Source organism: Pantoea sp. X-Soil-YNGN-785 (genome assembly GCF_059730585.1).
The window spans coordinates 2,140,878-2,156,015 of the sequence record NZ_AP035942.1 but is presented as its reverse complement, the minus strand read 5'-3'; the positions used below and the strand labels follow the sequence as shown (position 1 = coordinate 2,156,015).

The window sequence follows — 15,138 nt, the reverse complement described above, 5'->3', positions numbered from 1 at the left end:
ATTCAGGCCAGCGCTCGCTGGCCTTTTTCTGAGCCTTATATCAATCCGTTCTACTCTGTCACTTAAACTGATATAGTTGTTATAGCATTTCCGACCTTTCCTGATGCATAGCATTTCTTGACCCTTGCGACTATACGTCAAGCGGGGATGCGACTCTGTAACTTACCGGGATGGAATAGATATGAAATTACAGCAGTTGCGCTATATCGTCGAAGTGGTGAACCATAATCTCAATGTCTCTTCGACAGCGGAAGGTCTCTACACCTCTCAACCCGGCATCAGCAAACAGGTGCGTATGCTGGAAGATGAGCTGGGCGTGCAAATTTTTGCCCGCAGCGGTAAACATCTCACCCAGGTGACGCCTGCAGGCGAAGAGATCATTCGTATAGCGCGTGAAGTTCTCTCCAAAGTGGATGCGATCAAATCTGTCGCCGGCGAGCACACCTGGCCGGATAAAGGCTCGCTTTATGTCGCCACCACACATACTCAGGCACGTTACGCGTTGCCAGGCGTGATCAAAGGATTTATCGAGCGCTATCCGCGCGTCTCTTTGCATATGCATCAGGGTTCACCCACCCAGATCGCCGAAGCGGTTTCCAAGGGCAATGCGGACTTTGCCATAGCCACTGAAGCGCTGCATCTCTATGACGATCTCATCATGCTGCCGTGCTACCACTGGAACCGCGCGATTGTCGTCACGGCGGATCATCCGCTGGCCGGAAAAGGGCAGGTGAGCATCGAAGAACTGGCTGAATATCCGCTGGTGACTTACACCTTTGGCTTTACCGGACGCTCAGAACTCGACACGGCCTTTAATCGGGCAGGATTAACACCCCGCATTGTCTTCACCGCGACTGATGCTGACGTCATCAAAACCTATGTCCGTTTAGGTCTGGGCGTGGGGGTTATTGCCAGTATGGCGGTTGACCCGGTGGCCGATCCTGACCTGATTCGTATTGAAGCCGCCGATATCTTTACCAACAGTACCACCAAGATTGGCTTCCGCCGCAGCACCTTCCTGCGCAGCTATATGTATGATTTTATCCAGCGTTTTGCGCCACACCTGACCCGCGACGTGGTGGATACCGCCGTGGCGCTGCGCTCAAACGAAGACATTGAGGCGATGTTTAAGGACATTAAGCTGCCATTTAAATAGCGTTGATGCTCTCCACGACAACATAAGGCTGCCTGGTGCAGCCTTTTTTGTTGCCAGGCTTTAGCGCCAAATGAGAATCAAAAGTTTTTATGATTTTTTTGTAAATGAAACATTGATCACATGTTTTCCGGTTGGGCTTTCTTAAATGCGAAATACAACACACTTTTAACTATGTCACTTTGCGACTCGCCAGGATTATTCCCATACTCCAGTTAAGAGCTGATGTGTGAAGCCAGTAAACATAAGGTTCTTTAGATGGGTCTTTAGTTTTAAATGGATCTGTTTTTAAATTAACTCAAATTTATTAGCTGACTGTTTAATTAAATATTCGTTCAGGAGTTAATGATTTCTTACGTTACCGAAGCCTATTGATTAATACCGTTAATCGTTTTACTCAATAAAAATAACTGGATTTTTGGCCTTAACGCGTTTAGGATTCCTCCTAAATCTTAATCGATGTTATCAATCATTTTGTTGAGAGTGATTATCAAAAACTATGAATACACGACTGACTGTACAACCGGGTTTCCCGGCAAAAAGCACCAAGGTTGAGCGTACTGGCAACACCCGTCGCAATGCCTGGTTAACCGTATTCGCTGCCTCTGCGCTGTTCTGGGTGGTTGTAGCGTTAATGATTTGGCGTATCTGGGGCTAAAGCCATGTGGGCACATACACTCAGTCATAAACGTTCTTTGACCACGGGTCAGCACAAGCCAGTATCCTGCAAAGGAAAAGAAGGCCTTGCAAAGGACGAAAAAGTGTCTATCCCCGAGTCATGGGATTTGAGTGATAACCAGCGACTGTTTATTGAGTCGTTTCTGGAACCTAAAAACAAATAACGTTGTAAGACCATCTATTCGTCACTGCTCTTTTATAACCGGAGTTTCCGGTGGGCTTTTAAATGCCCCTTTCCACATCCTGTAAGATCAAAGGGTGTCGCCGATTGACAGGCGACCGCAAAAACTTTTACGCTCGATTCCGGCGAAGGAGTGAACCAAATGAATATTATTAAAATGTCCTGGCTTAGCGCGTATGCTTTCTCCTTTGCGTTCTGGTCTGCGGCGGTGTGGATAACGCTATAATTTGAATTAAATCACCTCTTTCTGATGCCTCGTGTTTTCACGGGGCATTTTCGTTTTCGGCGATTGTAGCAATTTGTGTTGTAATCAAAACGTTAACGAATTTGTGGTCTATCTTTAACATAAACCTTTGTCTCACTAAGGTTTAAGACCATGAACGAAAAAGGAGGAGCTATGTCGTCTACCCTACGCGAGCTGAGTCAGGAAATACTGCAGGTCGACACCAACAAATATCACATCTTCAGTCTTCCCCGTGCGGCTCAACATCTCGGCAACATCGATAGCCTGCCCAAATCTCTTAAAGTTCTGCTGGAAAACTTACTGCGCTGGCAGGATGGCGACTCTGTCACCACAGAGGACATCCAGGCGTTGGTTGACTGGCAGAAAGATGCTCACGCCGACCGTGAAATCGCCTACCGGCCAGCCCGCGTATTAATGCAGGACTTCACCGGCGTGCCGGCCGTGGTCGACCTGGCGGCCATGCGCGAAGCGGTGAATCGTCTGGGCGGCGATGTCGCCAAAGTGAATCCGCTGTCGCCTGTCGATCTGGTTATCGACCATTCGGTCACCGTGGACCATTTTGGTGATGATGACGCTTTTGAAGAGAACGTCCGGCTGGAGATGGAGCGTAACCATGAGCGTTACGTTTTCCTTCGCTGGGGGCAGAAAGCGTTTGATAAATTCCGCGTCGTACCGCCGGGAACCGGCATCTGCCATCAGGTCAACCTGGAATATCTTGGCAAGGCGATCTGGCATGAAACCCTCAATGGTGAAGAGTATGCCTGGCCCGACACGCTGGTCGGTACCGATTCACACACCACCATGATCAACGCGCTCGGCGTGCTGGGATGGGGAGTAGGGGGCATCGAAGCTGAAGCAGCCATGCTGGGTCAGCCTGTCTCCATGCTGATCCCGGATGTGGTTGGTTTTAAACTTACCGGCAAACTGCGCGCAGGCATTACCGCAACCGACCTCGTTCTGACCGTCACTCAGATGCTGCGTAAGCATGGCGTCGTCGGCAAATTCGTTGAGTTTTACGGTGACGGCCTGGCCGACCTGCCGCTGGCCGACCGTGCGACCATCGCCAACATGGCACCTGAGTATGGCGCCACCTGCGGATTCTTCCCGGTCGACGATGTCACGCTTAGCTACATGACGCTGACCGGACGTGATGCCGATCAGGTCGCCTTAGTAGAAGCCTATGCTAAAGCGCAGGGTCTGTGGCGCAATCCCGGCGATGAGCCGCGTTTCACCAGTACCCTGGCACTGGATATGAACGAGGTGGAGTCGAGCCTGGCCGGACCGAAACGTCCGCAGGACAGGGTGTCGCTGGGCGATGTGCCCGCCGCGTTTGATGCCAGCAACGAGCTGGAAGTGAATCAGGCGCAAAAACCGCACAAAAATGTTGAGTATACCGACAGCGACACTGGCCTGACTCACACACTGACCGATGGCGCGGTGGTGATCAGTGCGATTACCTCCTGTACCAACACCTCTAACCCAAGCGTACTGATGGCGGCCGGTTTACTGGCGAAGAAAGCGGTAGAGCGTGGTCTGAAACGTCAGCCGTGGGTCAAAGCCTCGCTGGCACCCGGTTCCAAAGTGGTTTCCGATTATCTGGCCGTCGCGCAGCTGACCTCGTATCTCGACGAGCTGGGCTTTAACCTGGTGGGCTATGGCTGCACCACCTGTATCGGTAACTCCGGTCCGCTGAAAGATGAGATTGAGTCTGCGATCAAAGCGGGCGATCTCACGGTCGGTGCCGTTTTATCCGGTAACCGCAACTTTGAAGGCCGTATTCATCCGCTGATTAAAACCAACTGGCTGGCTTCGCCGCCGCTGGTGGTGGCTTACGCGCTGGCGGGTAACATGAAGATCAACCTGCAGACGGAGCCGCTGGGCCACGACAGGCAGGGCCAGCCGGTCTATCTGAAAGATATCTGGCCGTCGCCGGAAGAGATAGCCACAGCCGTGCAGCAGGTCACCAGTGATATGTTCCACAAAGAGTACGCCGAAGTCTTCGATGGCACGCCAGAGTGGCAGGCGATCAGGGTCAGTGAAGCGGCAACGTACGACTGGGATGAAGGTTCGACCTACATCCGCCTGTCGCCGTTCTTTGATGATATGGAGAAAGAACCTAAGCCGGTGCAGGATATTCGCGGTGCGCGGGTGCTCGCATTACTGGGCGATTCTGTCACCACGGACCATATCTCGCCAGCGGGCAGCATTAAAGCGGAAAGTCCCGCCGGACGCTATCTGCTGTCACACGGCGTTGAGCGCAACGACTTTAACTCTTATGGGTCGCGTCGCGGTAATCATGAAGTGATGATGCGCGGCACGTTCGCCAATATTCGTATCCGCAATGAGATGGTGCCAGGCGTGGAGGGCGGCTATACCCGACACTATCCAAGTGGCGAACAGCTGGCCATCTACGATGCGGCGATGAAATATCAGGCGGAAGGCGTGCCGCTGGCGGTCATTGCAGGTAAGGAGTACGGCTCTGGCTCGAGCCGCGACTGGGCTGCTAAAGGGCCACGTCTGCAGGGGGTAAGGGTCGTCATTGCCGAATCGTTTGAGCGTATTCACCGCTCTAACCTGATTGGGATGGGCATTCTGCCTCTGGAGTTCCCGCAGGGCGTGACCCGCAAAACTCTGGGGCTGACCGGTGAAGAGCGCATTGACGTGGAAGATCTTCAGGCACTGACGCCAGGCTGCAGCGTGAAAGTCACGCTGACCCGTGCTGACGGCAGTAAAGAAGAGCTGGACACCCGTTGTCGCATCGATACCGGTAATGAGCTGACCTATTACCGCAACGACGGCATCCTGCACTACGTCATCCGCAACATGCTGGACTGACAAAAAAGCCGGGTATAACCCGGCTTTTTCATTTATGACTTCGGCAGCAGATGCCCCATCTTTTCCGCTTTCGTATCCAGATAGTGCGCATTCTTCGGATTACGTCCCACGACCAGCGGCACACGTTCAACAATGTTGATCCCGGCTTCGCTGAGGATCTCCACTTTGCGCGGATTGTTGGTCAGAAGACGCACTTCATTCACGCCCAGCAGTTTGAACATATCTGCGCACAGGGTGAAGTCGCGCTCATCGGCGGCAAAGCCAAGCTGATGGTTCGCTTCTACGGTGTCATAACCTTTATCCTGCAACGCATAGGCGCGGATCTTATTCAGCAGACCAATGTTACGGCCTTCCTGACGGTGATAGAGCAGCGCGCCGCGACCTTCTTCTGCGATGGCATTGAGCGCGGCTTCCAACTGAAAACCACAGTCGCAACGCAGGCTGAAGAGTGCATCGCCGGTCAGGCATTCGGAGTGAACGCGCGCCAGTACCGGCTCGTTGTCATTAATATCGCCAAAGACCAGTGCAACATGGTCATGTCCGGTTGCCAATTCTTCAAAACCAACCATCAGGAAATCTCCCCATGGCGTGGGCAGTTTGGCTTCTGCCACCCGTTTAAGCTGCATGTGACTCTCCAGAACCTTCAGAGGATGCACTATCATCATGATAGCGCACAGGCCAGTGTGGCCTGACAAACGTGCAATATTGTGCCACAACCCGGAAGCGGGCTGGTAATCTCTGAGACCAATTGCAGTGATAAAGCACAATTATCCAATCGGCAACGGTTATGTTATTCTTTTTTAAGCTAAAGTTATGCAAATGTTGCCATTTGACACCAGGATAAGGGAAGAGGATGTTTAAGATTTCGCGTCGTACCACCTTCGGAATGCTGCTATTGCTCATCATGCCGGTTGCCGTCTGGCTTACCGGCTGGCGCTGGCAGCCAGGTGAAAGCAATGCGCTGCTGAAAGGTCTCTTCTGGATGACGGAAACCGTCACCAATCCGTGGGGTATTGTCACCAGTGTGCTGCTGAGCGCCTGGATGCTCTGGTGCCTGCGCTTTCGCCTGAAGCCCGCCATCCTGCTGCTGCTGATCATGAACGCCACTATTCTGGCGGGACAATACACCAAATCCTTTATCAAAGAGCAGATTCAGGAGCCGCGTCCCTATGTGATCTGGCTGGAGCAGCATCACGGGCTGGATGAGAAAACGTTCTACGAGCTGAAGCGTAAACAGCGTGGTGAGATGGTGACGTCACTGATTGCCGATGAAACGCAGATTCCGGGCTGGCTGAAACGACACTGGGCGTTTGAAACCGGCTTTGCTTTTCCGTCGGGGCATACCATGTTTGCCGCCAGCTGGGCACTGCTGGCACTGGGACTGCTCTGGCCGCGTAGGCATTATAAAACTGTGGTGGTGATTTTCCTGTGGGCGACGGGCGTGATGGCGAGCCGCCTGCTGCTGGGCATGCACTGGCCACGCGATCTGGCGATGGCAACCGTGCTCTCCTGGTTGTTGGTCACCGTTGCGACCTGGCTGGCACAGCGCTTCTGCGGCCCGCTGACGCTACCGCCGGAAGAGCAAAAAGAGGTGGCACAGCGGGAGCCCTGATTGTAATTCACCCTTAAGACCCCATATTATTAGTCGGGCCTGCGCAAAAGCGACTCGCCCGATGCTGCTGGGAGCAGCATTTATGCTGGATTTTTGGCATAATTCTACCCGATAACCTCACAACAGGATGCACTGTGAAATATTTGCTGATTTTTTTAGTGGTACTGGTCATTTTTATCATTTCCGTCACCTTAGGCGCGCATAACGATCAGGTCATTACTTTTAACTATCTGCTGGCGCAGGGTGAGTTCAGCATCTCGACCTTACTGGCATCACTGTTTGGCGCAGGTTTTGTGCTTGGCTGGGTCATCTGCGGGCTGTTCTGGTTACGGACCCGTGTTTCACTGGCCAATGCCAACCGGAAAATTAAGCGTATGCAGACGCAAATTGAGCAGAGCACCGCCCTGGCGACCACGCCATCTTCTCCGGCTGGCCGGGAATAATCCTCAATGCATGAATTGCTGTTTCTGTTACTGCCGGTTGCGGCTGCCTATGGCTGGTATATGGGCCGCCGCAGCGCGCATCAGGATAAGCAACAGGAAGCCAACCGGCTGTCACGTGAATATGTGGCGGGCGTCAATTTCCTGCTCTCAAATCAGCAGGACAAAGCCGTTGATCTGTTTCTCGACATGCTTAAAGAGGACAGCGGCACGGTAGAGGCACATCTGACGCTGGGTAACCTGTTCCGATCGCGCGGAGAAGTTGACCGCGCTATCCGTATCCATCAGGCATTAATGGAAAGTGCTTCCCTGAGCTACGAGCAGCGTCTGCTTGCCGTTCAGCAGCTGGGTCGCGACTATATGGCGGCGGGCTTATATGACCGCGCAGAAGATATGTTTAAGCAGCTCACCGATGAAACGGATTTTCGTATCGGCGCGCTGCAGCAATTGTTACTGATCCACCAGGCCACCAGTGACTGGCAACAGGCGATCGAGGTTGCAGAACGCCTGGTTAAGCTCGGCAAAGAGAAGCAGAAAGGCGAAATTGCTCACTTCTACTGTGAACTGGCGTTACAGGCGATGAGCAGCGACGATCTGGATCGTGCGATGAGCCTGCTGAAGAAAGGGGAGGCGGCCGACCGCAACAGCGCACGCATCTCCATTATGATGGGCCGTATTCTGATGGAAAAAGAAGACTACGCCAGAGCGGTGGGTCATCTGCAGCGCGTGCTGGATCAGGATAAAGAGCTGGTGAGTGAAACATTGGGCATGCTGGAGACCTGTTTCCAGCGGCTCAATCAGCCTGATGCCTGGGCAGACTTTCTGCAGCGCTGTGTGGAACAGAACACCGGCGCGGCAGCGGAACTTTATCTTTCAGACATCCTTGAACAGCAGCAGGGCGCTGAAGCGGCACAAAATTACATCAGTCGTCAGCTTGAGCGCCATCCGACGATGCGAGTCTTCCATCGCCTGATGGATTTAAATCTGCGTGAAGCCGAAGATGGCCGGGCCAAAGAGAGTCTGATGGTGCTGCGCGACATGGTGGGTGAACAGATTCGCACCAAGCCACGCTATCGCTGCCAGAAGTGTGGTTTTACCGCACATGCACTTTACTGGCACTGTCCATCCTGCCGGACGTGGTCTTCAGTGAAGCCCATCCGTGGTCTCGACGGCCAGTAAAGCGGCCGTTATAACTAAATTAACATCACCCCATAATAGTTACAACATGCAATATAGGCAATGATCAGCAGGCTTCGGCAGAGGTGCATTTATTGCCAGGCAGAGGGGCAATGGCGATTGTGATGGCCAGACACCGCAGGTAGAATGCTTGCCGTTTGTCAATCGCGCCTGCGGGTGCTCACTGCAGAGGAAATGCCATGCCTTCACCCCACAACGTGACCGCTTCGCCGATTCTGGTAGCGCTGGATTATCATGACCTCGACAGCGCGTTGCGTTTTGTCGACCAGATCGATCCCCGCAGTTGCCGCCTGAAAGTGGGCAAAGAGATGTTTACGCTGTTTGGTCCCGCGCTGGTTAACACTCTGCAGCAGCGCGGCTTTGAGCTGTTCCTCGATCTTAAATTCCATGATATTCCTAACACTACCGCGCATGCCGTGGCTGCCGCAGCCGATCTTGGCGTCTGGATGGTCAATGTGCATGCCAGCGGCGGGGCGCGGATGATGAATGCGGCGCGTGAGGTGCTGCTTCCCTTTGGTAAAGATGCGCCCCTGCTGATTGCGGTGACCGTACTGACCAGCATGGATACCGACGATCTCCGAGAACTGGGCATTACGCTTTCCCCTGCCGAACAGGCAGAGCGACTGGCGAAGCTGACCCAGTCGTGCGGACTGGATGGTGTGGTCTGTTCTGCACATGAAGCGGTCCGCTTCAAACAGGCGCTGGGTCAGGAGTTTGCGCTGGTCACGCCGGGGATTCGTCCGGCAGGCAGCGATGCCGGCGATCAGCGTCGTATCATGACACCGCAGCAGGCGAAGCTGGCGGGCGTAGACTATATGGTTATCGGGCGTCCGATTACGCAGTCCGCCGATCCCGCCGCCGCCCTGCAGGCGATCCTGGACAGTCTGGAGACACAATAATGGCGAATGACAATCCACTGGTTTACTCAACCGACAGCGGGCGCATCACGCAGCCTGAGCCAAAAGCGGAACGGCCAAAAGGGGATGGTGTTGTGCGGATCCAGCGTCAGACCAGCGGACGCAAGGGCAAAGGCGTCAGCCTGATCACCGGCATCGACCTGGATGATGCGGCTCTGACGCTGCTGGCAGCTGAACTGAAAAAGAAGTGTGGCTGTGGCGGTTCGGTAAAAGAGGGCGTTATTGAGATTCAGGGCGATAAACGCGATTTACTGAAAACGCTGCTGGAAGCCAAAGGGATGAAGGTCAAACTGGCGGGTGGCTGAATAAAAAATCGGGCTACCAGAGTAGCCCGATTGTCATGCAGATGCTTAGCGTAGCCGATTATTCTTTTAATAAGGTCCTTAGTGGACCTGATGACCGATAATACCACCGACAGCGGCGCCGCCGACTGTGCCGAGTGCGCTACCATTGGTCAATACTGAACCACCAATTGCGCCCGCGCCCGCGCCAATCGCGGTGTTGCGGTCACGTTTAGACCAGTTAGAACAGCCACTCAGTGCAACAGCTAACGTGGTCGCCAGTACAACGGCAGTGATTCGTTTCATTGTTGTTGTCATACACTTCTCCTTTGATGTGCTCACAGAGGCAACACTCTTAGTATAGCTCCGATATTTCCTCAGCCCGCTTGTGTCGCATCATTGCCGCATCCGTTACGGCATCGAAATGTGATCACCATGGACAAACCGTTTGTAGCGGGTGAGGCGCAATGCCGGACCCGACAGGTCCACGCATTGCCTGAGAAGATTCTAAGCATTCTGGATAAATTCCGAAGATAGAAAACTCTTAAATCACCACACATTTTTCGATTCACAGCCATTCCTTCTGCGTTTATAGCCATTTGCTCCATAACCCTTTGGCGTCTGACTCCGCAAAATTCAGGGACGATTGTCAGCAGGAGAAAAGGCATGCTGGAACACCTTAAACAACAGGTTCTGGAAGCGAATCTGGATTTACCCAAATATAACCTGGTGACCTTCACCTGGGGCAATGTCAGTGCGGTTGATCGCGAACAGGGCTTGCTGGTGATTAAACCGTCTGGCGTAAGCTATGACGTGATGAAGCGCGACGACATGGTGGTGGTCGATCTGGCGACTGGTGAGGTGGCAGAAGGGGATAAACGACCCTCATCGGACACGGCGACACACCGGGCGCTCTATCTTGCTTGGCCTGAGGTAGGCGGTATTGTCCATACTCACTCGCGGCATGCCACTATCTGGGCACAGGCCGGACGCCCCATTCCGGCCTGGGGAACCACCCACGCTGATGATTTCTATGGCGAGATCCCCTGTACTCGCGCCATGCGTAATGAAGAGATTCAGCACGACTATGAGTGGAATACCGGCCAGGTGATCATCGAGACCTTCACGCAGCGTGAATTGTCACCCTCGGCGATCCCGGCGGTACTGGTCAACTCCCATGGCCCCTTTGCCTGGGGGAAAGATGCCCACGCCGCCGTGCACAGCGCGGTTGTGCTGGAAGAGGTAGCATATATGGGTCTGTTCAGCCAGCAGCTGACCGCTAACCTCCCGCCTATCAATCAGACGCTGCTTGACCTGCACTATCTGCGAAAGCATGGCGAGAATGCCTGGTATGGCCAGAAATAACAGGCGGGACGCAATAGCGTCCCGTTTTTTTGGTCTCTTTTGAGACTGGTATGGCGATCCGCATCATAGTTAATAAAACAACCTAACAACAAAAATAAAACAGTGTTTCATTTAATCGAATCGATCACTGTTTTGATTACCTCAAGTCACTATTTTGCCTGCATCGCCTTCGGGCACCTCCAGCACCACCCTCTGGCATAGCAAAGGTGACATTTATATGCACATCAAACGGGCAATAGATAAAATTCCGGGCGGCATGATGCTCGTACCGCTGTTTATCGGCGCACTCTGCCATACGTTCTCACCAGGGGCCGGGAAATATTTCGGTTCTTTCACCAACGGTCTGATGACCGGCACCGTGCCCATCCTGGCCGTCTGGTTCTTTTGTATGGGGGCGTCGATAAAACTCAGCGCCACCGGAACGGTACTGCGTAAATCAGGCACGCTGGTGCTTACCAAAATTGCCGTGGCATGGGTGGTAGCGGCGATCGCCTCGCGGGTGATGCCGGAAAATGGCGTAGAAGTGGGGATGTTTGCCGGCTTATCGACGCTGGCGCTGGTCGCCGCGATGGATATGACCAATGGCGGTCTTTATGCCTCCATCATGCAACAGTACGGTTCGAAAGAGGAAGCGGGCGCCTTTGTATTGATGTCGCTGGAGTCCGGGCCATTGATGACCATGGTGATTCTGGGCACCGCCGGCATCGCCTCATTCGAGCCGCACGTGTTTGTCGGCGCTGTCCTGCCGTTTGTGGTCGGATTTGCATTAGGGAATCTTGATCCGGAGTTGCGCGACTTCTTCGGAAAAGCGGTACATACGCTGATTCCCTTCTTCGCTTTTGCCCTGGGTAACACCATTAACCTTGGGGTGATTGCGGAAACCGGTCTGCTGGGCATCATGCTGGGCATAGCCGTCATCATCATTACCGGCATCCCGCTTATTCTGGCCGATCGGCTGATTGGCGGGGGCGATGGCACGGCTGGCGTGGCTGCATCCAGTACGGCAGGCGCGGCGGTGGCCACACCGGTGCTGATTGCCGAAATGCTGCCGCAGTTTAAACCGGTTGCCCCGGCAGCCACGGCGCTGGTTGCCACGTCCGTGATTGTGACCTCTGTGCTGGTGCCCATCATCACCGCCATCTATTCAAAACGTCTTAAGCGTCTTCATGTTGCCGTCGGGCAGCGTGCCGCTATTAAGTAACCCGCCTAATCAATCCCCGACGCGCCAGTCGGGGATCACTCTGGATTTTGTGTTGTAAATCAATCTCTCATTTGGTCTGGCCTCACTCTGCATTACGCTGATGTGGCGTATTTAACGCATCAAAATATAAACAGAGGATGAGACAATGACAGTTATTAACCAAGCAACGTGCAGATTATTTACCGAAGTCGGCAACACCACGCAGTTAGTCGCCTATTACGAAGAAGGGCGTCGTACCATGTGGATGATGCTGCGCGCTCAGCCCCGTCCGAGCTTCAACCACGAACTGATTGAGGAGATCATGAACCTGAGCTATGCCGCTCAGCGCTCCGGTCTGCCAATCGATTTCTGGGTCACCGGCTCACTGGTGCCGCAGATGTTCAACGCCGGTGGCGATCTGCGCTTCTTCGTCGAGTGCATTCGCAACAACCGCCGTGAGGCGCTGCGGGCCTATGCCCGTGCCTGTGTGGACTGCATCCACTCAGCAGCACGCGGTTTCGACACCGGCGCGGTGACGCTGGCGATGATTGAAGGCAGTGCGCTGGGCGGTGGATTTGAAGCGGCGCTGGCGCATCACTTCATTCTGGCGCAGAACAACGCGCGGATGGGCTTCCCGGAAATTGCCTTTAACCTGTTTCCAGGCATGGGTGGCTACTCGCTGGTGGCGCGTCGTTCCGGCATGAAGCTGGCAGAGGAGTTAATCTGTGAAGGGGAGTCCCATAGCGCGGAGTGGTATGAGACGCGCGGACTGGTGGATAAAGTCTTCCAGCCTGGCGACAGCTACCGCGCCACACGCACCTTTATCGATACGTTACGGCCTAAGCTCAATGGCGTGCGGGCGATGCTGAAAGCGCGTCAGCGCGTGCTGCAACTGTCACGCGCTGAGCTGATGGATATTACTGAGGATTGGGTTGATTATGCTTTCACTATCGAACCCAAAGATATTGCTTATATGGAACGCCTGGTACAGTTACAAAACCGCCACAGCGCATCACTGCGTAAAGCGGGTTAATCTTAACCAGCGTTAAACGCGGGCAGGATGCTTAGCCAGCCAATGCCCAAATTGTTCCGCGGGCATTGGTTTTGCGTAATAGTAACCCTGACGCCCATCGACACCACTTTTGAGGACAAACTTCTCTTCATCCGGGGTCTCAATACCCTCAGCAATGACCTGCAAATCGAGCGCCTTGGCGACGGCGACGATAGCGCGCACCAGCGATTGTGAAACCGGCTGCTTGTTAATATCGCGGATAAAGCTCTGGTCGAGTTTGATGGCATTGATTGGCACGCGTGCCAGTTGAGAAAGCGAGGAGTAACCGGTGCCAAAGTCATCCAGGTGCACCTGTGCGCCGAGTTCCTGAAACTGTTTCATCAGCTTCAGCGCTTCAGTTTCATTCTCAATCAGGCAGCTTTCGGTCAGCTCAATATCGATAGGGCAGTCGGTGATATTAGCCTCGTGCAGCGCCTGTTTCAGGTCAGTGTAGATGCTCTGATCAATCAGCTGACGAGCCGAAACGTTGACGGCGACGCGCAGAAAAATGCCCTGCTCACGCCAGGCGATAATCTGCTTCAGCACGTTGAGCATGACCCAGCGTCCCAGCGGCACAATCAGCCCTGACTCTTCAGCATAGGGAATAAAGTCAGCGGGCGAGACCAGACCACGCTCTGGTGAGTTCCAGCGCACCAGTGCTTCGGCGCTGCGGACCTGGCCATCGCTGTCGATTTTTGGCTGATAGTGCACCAGCAGATGATCCAGTTCCAGCGCCTTGCGCAGGTTAGTATCCAGCCACAGATACTCAAAGACCCGCTGGTTCATCTCTGCCGCAAATACGCAGAACTTGCCGCGCCCGTTCTCTTTGGCGTGATACATCGCGGTGTCCGCGTTGCGAATCAGGCTCTCGCGATCGTCGCCATGGAGCGGCGCAAAAGCGATGCCAATTGAACAGCCGCTGTAAACTTCGATTAGCCCGATACGGAAAGGCTGACGCAGCCGCTCAAGAATGCGGGAAGACATCGCTTCCAGTGCAGCCTGGCTGGTGTGCTCAGCCAGCACCACAAATTCGTCGCCACCCAGACGGCCCAGGGTCTGGTCTTTACCCAGACAGCTGAGGATGGCCAGTGAAACTGCCTGCAGTAATTGATCGCCGAACATATGACCGTAGGCGTCGTTCACTTTTTTAAAATTATCGAGGTCGAGATAAACCACGCCGGTCTCATCCCCCTCGGATCGCTCCAGCGCCAGGCTAATCTGTTGATGAATGGCGTTGCGATTGGGTAAACCGGTCACCGTGTCGGTGTTTGCCAGCACCCGCAGGCGTTCCTGGGCGCGTCGCTCCTCGGTGATGTCTGTGCCAGAACAGATGAGGAAAATTTCATTTTTGCCACTGCCGCTGTGAACAAACTTATTACGAAAAAGAAACAGTCGCTGACCTTTTTTGGTTTTGACCCAGCGCTCAACCTCATAAGAGTTACCGTCACGGAAGAAGCCCGCAATGTTGCGTCGTGACTGTGAGGCTTCCTGTTTGGTCATAAAAAGCTGAAAGACGTTACGGCCAATAACCTCGTGCTCATTCAGGCCGGTATATTCTTCACTCAGGCGGTTAAAACGCTGAATATTGCCGCGCTGATCGAGGATCACAATCACCGAATTAGCTTCAGAAACCACCTGTTCAGCGAAAGACAGCCCCAGTGTTAAATCGCGGGCAACTGCAGACGTATCGCCCCAGGCAGAGGCGGTGCCGGCCCATGAAGCCTGATTCACTTTACGTCCGACAAAATGCATCGGCACATCAATGCCCTGAAGGGTCATAGTCAGATTGATGCTTGAGGTGATGACCGGCATCGCGCGGATCATTGCGGCCTGGCCGGGGGTCAGCGGCAGGGCGATATTGGTTTGTGATGACTCATCTTCGGCAAAATGCAACGCATCGCTGTCCGCGGTCAGACGCCAATGAGGGCTGGTTGTACCAAAAAGAGTGTACAACAACGTTTGCCCGTGTTCATCGGTCATGGAAACTTCCTCCGGGAAGTGCTC

At 53.9% G+C, this 15,138-nt stretch carries 15 protein-coding genes; 12 read left to right on the top strand and 3 right to left on the bottom strand.

The genetic code is table 11. The annotated features are described in order from the left end of the window. The first annotated feature begins 181 nt into the window (after positions 1-181). The 4 genes from cysB (at position 182) to acnA (ending at position 5,091) form a co-directional block, all read left to right on the top strand. On the top strand, positions 182-1,156 hold the full coding sequence (cysB, locus tag AC6I8E_RS10025; RefSeq protein WP_013358012.1) for an HTH-type transcriptional regulator CysB: 975 nt from the start codon (positions 182-184) through the stop codon (positions 1,154-1,156). Between the two features lie 496 nt (positions 1,157-1,652). Next, positions 1,653-1,811 (top strand): YmiA family putative membrane protein, encoded by a 159-nt coding sequence (locus tag AC6I8E_RS10020; protein WP_003853864.1) that lies wholly within the window; start codon positions 1,653-1,655, stop codon positions 1,809-1,811. Positions 1,812-1,815: 4 nt separating this feature from the next. Then, positions 1,816-1,995 carry a YciX family protein gene (locus AC6I8E_RS10015; RefSeq protein ID WP_497823941.1) on the top strand — a complete coding sequence of 60 codons (180 nt, stop codon included), beginning with the start codon at positions 1,816-1,818 and terminating at the stop codon, positions 1,993-1,995. Positions 1,996-2,409: 414 nt separating this feature from the next. Next, positions 2,410-5,091 carry an aconitate hydratase AcnA gene (gene acnA / locus AC6I8E_RS10010; RefSeq protein ID WP_095707126.1) on the top strand — a complete coding sequence of 894 codons (2,682 nt, stop codon included), beginning with the start codon at positions 2,410-2,412 and terminating at the stop codon, positions 5,089-5,091. Positions 5,092-5,123: 32 nt separating this feature from the next. Here acnA and ribA read toward each other — a convergent pair whose 3' ends face one another. Further along, positions 5,124-5,717, bottom strand: coding sequence for a GTP cyclohydrolase II (gene ribA / locus AC6I8E_RS10005; RefSeq protein WP_010244482.1), 594 nt, complete (start codon positions 5,715-5,717; stop codon positions 5,124-5,126). Between the two features lie 227 nt (positions 5,718-5,944). Here ribA and pgpB point away from each other — a divergent pair, with 227 nt between their 5' ends. From pgpB to yciH, 5 genes are all read left to right on the top strand, one after another. Then, a complete protein-coding gene (gene pgpB / locus AC6I8E_RS10000) occupies positions 5,945-6,703 on the top strand; it encodes a phosphatidylglycerophosphatase B (RefSeq protein ID WP_013358010.1) in 759 nt (252 codons plus the stop codon). Positions 6,704-6,837: 134 nt separating this feature from the next. Then, entirely contained in the window at positions 6,838-7,146 is a 309-nt protein-coding gene (locus tag AC6I8E_RS09995) for a LapA family protein (RefSeq protein ID WP_013358009.1), read from the top strand. A 6-nt stretch (positions 7,147-7,152) separates the two neighbouring features. Continuing rightward, positions 7,153-8,322, top strand: coding sequence for a lipopolysaccharide assembly protein LapB (lapB, locus tag AC6I8E_RS09990; RefSeq protein WP_013358008.1), 1,170 nt, complete (start codon positions 7,153-7,155; stop codon positions 8,320-8,322). Positions 8,323-8,519: 197 nt separating this feature from the next. Next, positions 8,520-9,239 (top strand): orotidine-5'-phosphate decarboxylase, encoded by a 720-nt coding sequence (gene pyrF / locus AC6I8E_RS09985; protein WP_497823940.1) that lies wholly within the window; start codon positions 8,520-8,522, stop codon positions 9,237-9,239. Next, positions 9,239-9,562: a stress response translation initiation inhibitor YciH gene (gene yciH / locus AC6I8E_RS09980; RefSeq protein WP_201251837.1), complete on the top strand. Its 324-nt coding sequence runs from the start codon at positions 9,239-9,241 to the stop codon at positions 9,560-9,562. Before pyrF ends, yciH begins: the two co-directional genes overlap by 1 nt. Before the next feature lie 78 nt (positions 9,563-9,640). On the opposite strand, the gene osmB is transcribed toward yciH, so the two are convergent. Further along, positions 9,641-9,856, bottom strand: a complete 216-nt coding sequence (osmB, locus tag AC6I8E_RS09975) for an osmotically-inducible lipoprotein OsmB (protein WP_003853848.1) — start codon at positions 9,854-9,856, stop codon at positions 9,641-9,643. A 348-nt stretch (positions 9,857-10,204) separates the two neighbouring features. On the opposite strand from osmB, the gene araD reads away from it, so the two are divergent. From araD to AC6I8E_RS09960, 3 genes are all read left to right on the top strand, one after another. Then, positions 10,205-10,903: an L-ribulose-5-phosphate 4-epimerase gene (gene araD, locus AC6I8E_RS09970; RefSeq protein ID WP_033783235.1), complete on the top strand. Its 699-nt coding sequence runs from the start codon at positions 10,205-10,207 to the stop codon at positions 10,901-10,903. A gap of 217 nt (positions 10,904-11,120) precedes the next feature. Continuing rightward, entirely contained in the window at positions 11,121-12,104 is a 984-nt protein-coding gene (kdgT, locus tag AC6I8E_RS09965) for a 2-keto-3-deoxygluconate transporter (RefSeq protein WP_013358004.1), read from the top strand. Positions 12,105-12,249: 145 nt separating this feature from the next. Beyond that, positions 12,250-13,116 (top strand): crotonase/enoyl-CoA hydratase family protein, encoded by an 867-nt coding sequence (locus AC6I8E_RS09960; protein WP_003853843.1) that lies wholly within the window; start codon positions 12,250-12,252, stop codon positions 13,114-13,116. 12 nt (positions 13,117-13,128) lie between these two features. Here AC6I8E_RS09960 and pdeR read toward each other — a convergent pair whose 3' ends face one another. Further along, positions 13,129-15,114 (bottom strand): cyclic di-GMP phosphodiesterase, encoded by a 1,986-nt coding sequence (gene pdeR / locus AC6I8E_RS09955; protein WP_013358003.1) that lies wholly within the window; start codon positions 15,112-15,114, stop codon positions 13,129-13,131. Positions 15,115-15,138: the final 24 nt, after the last annotated feature.